Below are 5238 nucleotides of genomic sequence, written 5' to 3'. Positions count from 1 at the left end.
GCCATGGCGTAAGCCCTCCCGAGGGCAGGTTGACGAACTGGACATTCATCAACTTACACCACGGCCACCCCTGCCTCTGCGCTCCTGCCGCCTCAGCGTTTTTGCACATCATTCTGCACACTACCCGCCAGCGAATGCATCAATGCGCCCCAACCCGCCGTTCATGCCTGAGCGAACCGAAGATTTTCTATAGAAGTGAGAGGGTCATCCAACGCACGCACAACTGCCAGATCGACGCATCAATTACGAATCGTCACCGCATGGCACTAACTGACCATGACCGTGACCGACTTCGTAACCAGATACGCGTCCAGAGCCTCAGGCCCACCCTCCGATCCGTACCCCGAATCCTTCACGCCACCAAATGGCATTTCAGCCCACGGAGTCGCCGGCTGGTTGATCCACAGCATGCCGACTTCCAGCGACTGCGACAACATATGCACCGTCTTGAACACCGATGTGAATGCATACGCGGCTAGGCCATACGGAAGCCGATTCGCCTCCGCTATTGCATCTTCCAGTTTGTCGAAACCGCGAATGGCAGCGACGGGACCAAACGGCTCTTCGTTGAATACGTCGGCATCCAGCGGCACGTCGGTCAGCACGGTCGGAGCAAAAAAATTGCCGAAGTTGCCGATGCGCTCGCTTCCCGCCGCCACTTTCGCCACGGTTTTGCAAGCGTTAGCAACAAGGCTCGTCATGGCGGTCACGCGGCGAGGATTTGTAAGCGGGCCAAGCGTCGTGCCTGACACGAGACCATCTCCGACTGTCAAACTCTCGGCGTATCCAACCATCGCCTTCGCAAATTCCGCGCGCAGACTGTTGTGGACGAGAAAACGCGTCGGTGAGATGCATACCTGACAGGCATTTCGAAATTTCGCCGCAGCGGACGCCTTGACCGCCAATTCGACGTCCGCGTCTTCGGCGACGATAACGGCGCGTGGCCGCCCAGTTCCATCGTCGCGCGCTTCATGTGTCGACCTGCCATCGCCGCGAGTTGCTTTCCCACGGCAATCGAGCCGGTGAATGTCACCTTGCGTATCGCCGGATGGGAAATCAGGTAGCGCGATACTTCGGACGGGTCGCCGAAGACCAGCCCCAGTACGCCGTTCGGCACGCCCGCATCCGCGAATGCGCGCACTAATTCCGCAGGCGAGGCAGGCGTTTCCTCGGGCGCTTTAACGATAAACGAACAACCGGATGCAAGCGCTGCCGAGAGCTTGCGCACGACCTGATTCACGGGGAAATTCCACGGCGTGAACGCTGCAACTGGGCCGACGGGTTCCTTGATCACCGATTGTTGCGCGTTCATATTGCGCGGCGGGACCAGGCGGCCGTAAATGCGACGCCCCTCGTCCGCGAACCATTCGATGATGTCCGCTGCAGACAACACCTCGATCTTCGCCTCGGCGAGCGGCTTGCCATGCTCCTGAGTCATCAGGCGAGCAATCGAGTCTGCGCGCTCGCGAACGAGAGAAGCTGCCTTGCGCATGACCATCGCGCGTTCAAGGGCGGGAATCGAACGCCACGCCGAGAAGCCCTTGACCGACGCTTGCACGGCGCGCTCGAGATCGCTCACATGTGCCCGAGCTACGGTTCCGATTACTTCGCCCGATGCGGGACTGACGACATTCAGCGTTTTGCCTTCAAACGCCGCACACCACTCGCCATCTATAAACAGTTGCACGTCCGGGTACATCTTGTCGACCATTCCCAAGCTCCAAAGGCAATGCGAAAAGCGCGCGAAGGCGCACAAGTTTTCGACGCCGACGCTGCGCGTTCTGGTTCAGCGAACCTCAGGCAATACCTCTTTGAAAACCTCCATGAACTCGTCTACGTTCTGCTTCGAGAAAGGCAGCGGGGGCCGAATCTTGAGCACATTGGCGGCCGCGCCCGATGCGCTGATCAACACACGCTTTTCCCGCAACGCATTCACCACTCGCAACGCGGCGCCCGAATCGGGCAGCTTGCTGGCGCGGTCCTTGACGAATTCCACGCCGACGAACAACCCTGAACCTCGCACGTCGCCGATGCAATCGATACCCTCGAGTTCCTGAGCGAGCGACTCGCGCAGATACGCGCCGACTTGCCGTGAGTTCGTCAGAAGATCTTCGTCGCGGATCACGTCGAGCACGGCGTTGGCGGCCGCGATGCACACCGAGTTGCCGCCGAACGTGTTGAAGTACCGCACCGACTTGCCGAATTCGCGCACCAGTTCGGGTTTGACCACGATCGCGGCGATCGGCAGGCCGTTGCCCATGGGCTTGCCCATCGTGACGAGATCGGGGACGACGCCGTGACGCGAGAAGCCCCACATGCTTTCGCCGAGCCGGGCGAAACCCGGTTGGACTTCATCGGCGATGAAGAGGCCACCCGCCGCGTGCACCACATCTACGGCCTGCTTCAGAAAGCCTGTCGGATTCAACTGCAGTCCGTCCGACGAAAACCCCGTATCGACGATCAGACCCGCGAAGCGGATGCCGTGACGCTGCATGTTGGCGATCGCGGCTTCGACGCCGGCGGCGAACCGCTCGTCCACGTTTTCGCTTCCCTGCCGGTATGTATCCGGCGCCGGCACGCTGCGAATATCGCGGCCCAGCGGCTGATGGGTGCCGAGCGATGGCGAAATTTCCGCCGTCGCCTGCGTGATGCCGTGATACGCATAACTGCTGACGATAAAGCCCGTGCCGCCCGTATGAAACCGCGCGATGCGCATCGCGAGATCGTTGGCCTCGCTGCCCGTGCAGGTGAACATGACGTGGCCGAGTTCATTCGGAAACGTATCCAGCAGGGCTTTGGCGTAAGTCAGCACCTCGTCGGTCAGATAACGCGTGTGCGTATTCAGCGTCGATGCCTGACGCGCGATTGCTTCGACCACACGCGGATGACAATGCCAGACGACCGGCACGTTGTTGTAGACATCGAGGTAAGGCCGCCCTTGTTCGTCGTAAAGATGGACGCCTTCGGCACGCACGAAGCGCACCGGATTCTCGTAGAAGAGCTTGTAGCACGGCCCGAGCAACGCGTTGCGCTGCGCGATCATCTCCCGCGTCGAGGCTTCGACGTTCGCCGCGTTGCTTTCGTCGTATCCATTGATCATGCTTGCAGTGCTGTTCATGGAAAATCGTTCCTTTTACGGTGGCACTCGTTAAATTTGGATTCCTTATCGATGAATCCAGACTCCGCCCGATCGCGGAGTCGTTCGTCTACTCTGAAGGTGTGTTTCGTTTGTCGATACTGGACAAGTATGCGAGCACCGGCCCGGTGGTATGCGTGAGGTCGTCGCGCACCGCGATGGTGGCCGCGAAAGGATCGCCGGCCTTGAGCGCGCGCACGATCTCAGCGTGCGTCTTGTCGTCGAGCGGCTGCTCCTCCAGATTGCTGCTCGCGTGCATCAGCGGGCCGATTCTGAGCCACAACCGTTCGATCGCCTCGCGAAGCAAAGGCATGCGCGCCGCATCGTAGATCATGAAATGGAAACGTCGATGCGCGGCAAGATACTCGTCGCTCGGCCGGTCGACGAGGCTCGACATCTCGTCGTACAGATCGGAGACCTTGATCACCTCGGCGGGCGTGATCAGCGCGGCCGCATGCTGCACCGCGCACTCCTCCAGGCGAATCCGCATGATCGACAACTGGCGAAATTCCTCGACACTCGGCACCGGCAGACGAAACGCGCGGTTAGGTAGCGCCTCGAGCGCGCCGTCGGCTTGCAGGCGCGATAACGCATCGCGCACGGGCGTCGGGCTGACGCCGAGCATCGCGGCGATGGGACGGATATTGAGCATCGAGCCGGGCATGAAGCCGCCCGACAGGATCGCTTCGCGCAAGGTGTGATACGTGCGTTGATTCAGCGACGACGGTCGAAACGACTCGTCGTCGTCCTGTTCGCGCGGCTCGGCTTCATTGCCGGCCGCGAGACTCAAAGCCGGCGCGGATGCTTTCATGTTGCTGCCATTCCTTTGACTGTCGATTCGAAATTACCTGATGGCCGCCGCTCGCGCGCGATCAGCCGCGCGTGGCGAGATGACGGTCCACGGCCAGCGCGGCCACGATCACGCCGCCCAGCACGAGACGCTGCAGATAGCCGTCGAAGCCGATCAGGTTCATGCCATTGGAGAGAATAGTAACAAGGAGGGCGCCGAGCACGGGCGCGAACACGTCGCCCTCGCCGCCGCTTAGCCGGATGCCGCCCAGCACGGCCGCCGCGACGGTCTGCAGCGTCAGGTCGCCGCCCAGATTTGGCTCGCCGGAACCGGTGCGTGCGGTGAGCAACAACGCGCCGATGGCGACGATCACCGAGCACACCACATACGCCCCCCCAAGATGCATGCGCGACGCGATGCCCGCGAGCCGCGCCGCGCGCCGGTTCGCACCGATCAGGATGATCGAGCGTTCGAACACCGTGCGCGACAGGACGACCTGCAAGCCGATCGCGATCAGCACCGTCATCACGATGAGCAGCGGCACGCCCGCCACCCGTGCGCCCGACAGCGCCACGAACGAGGCCGGCAGCGGCGAGACCGGAAAGCCGCCGCTCACCGTGGTGCTGAGCGCGAGAACCATGTTCATCGTGCCGAGCGTGACGACGAACGGGTTCATCTTGGCAAACGCAACACATACGCCGTTGAGGGCGCCGATGATCGCCCCGGTCGCGCAGGCGGCGAGCACACCGAGCAGGATCGCGGTCGCGGGATCGGCGGCGTGCGCGTGCATCACCATCGCCGAGAGGACGGAGATGAGCGATACGGCCACGCCCAGCGACAGATCGAAGCCGCGCGTCATGATCACCAGCGCCTGCGCCGCCGCGAAGATCGCGAGATAGCTCGCCTGCACGAGGATGTTCTGCACATTCCCCGCCGATGCAATGACCGGCCGCATGCACGCAAAGCCGACGAACACCAGCACGCAGAGACCGAACAGCGCCGAGCGTTCCTTGACCCACTTCGGCACGCGTCTCGGCATCGCCGGCTTCGAGATGGACACGTCACTCATCGCGGTTCTCCTTTCGGGCAAGCAGCTCGACGAACACGGCGACGATGACCGCAACGCCCAGCACGAAGGTTTGCCACTTACTGTCGATTTGCAGCAGATTGAGCGCATTGCTCACGAGCGATTGCGGTAGGGATGTCCATTACTGAACACCCCCCGCACAGATCCCGGCGTGCCCAATTTAGGCACCGGGCTCCTACCTTGAGTGCTTGACGACAAAGCGCCGATCAGGCCATGGATGAAGAA

At 61.8% G+C, this 5238-nt stretch carries 4 protein-coding genes and 1 pseudogene; all 5 read right to left on the bottom strand.

Annotation, left to right across the window (positions count from 1 at the left end; genetic code table 11):
* Positions 1-266 precede the first annotated feature (266 nt).
* A pseudogene (locus BVER_RS17540) lies at positions 267-1711 on the bottom strand (NAD-dependent succinate-semialdehyde dehydrogenase).
* Positions 1712-1786: 75 nt separating this feature from the next.
* Positions 1787-3118, bottom strand: a complete 1332-nt coding sequence (locus BVER_RS17535; protein ID WP_050454410.1) for an aspartate aminotransferase family protein — start codon at positions 3116-3118, stop codon at positions 1787-1789.
* An 88-nt stretch (positions 3119-3206) separates the two neighbouring features.
* On the bottom strand, positions 3207-3947 hold the full coding sequence (locus BVER_RS17530; protein ID WP_050454409.1) for a GntR family transcriptional regulator: 741 nt from the start codon (positions 3945-3947) through the stop codon (positions 3207-3209).
* Between the two features lie 61 nt (positions 3948-4008).
* A complete protein-coding gene (locus tag BVER_RS17525; RefSeq protein WP_050454408.1) occupies positions 4009-4995 on the bottom strand; it encodes an ABC transporter permease in 987 nt (328 codons plus the stop codon).
* On the bottom strand, positions 4988-5110 hold the full coding sequence (locus BVER_RS35255; protein ID WP_269750771.1) for a hypothetical protein: 123 nt from the start codon (positions 5108-5110) through the stop codon (positions 4988-4990). The genes BVER_RS17525 and BVER_RS35255 overlap by 8 nt, the downstream gene beginning before the upstream one ends.
* Between the last annotated feature and the right edge of the window lie 128 nt (positions 5111-5238).

The sequence above is a fragment of the Candidatus Burkholderia verschuerenii genome (genome assembly GCF_001189365.1).
Taxonomy (GTDB): Bacteria; Pseudomonadota; Gammaproteobacteria; order Burkholderiales; family Burkholderiaceae; genus Caballeronia; species Caballeronia verschuerenii.
Note: the sequence above shows the minus strand (reverse complement) of the source record. Positions and strands in the feature narration are given on the sequence as shown.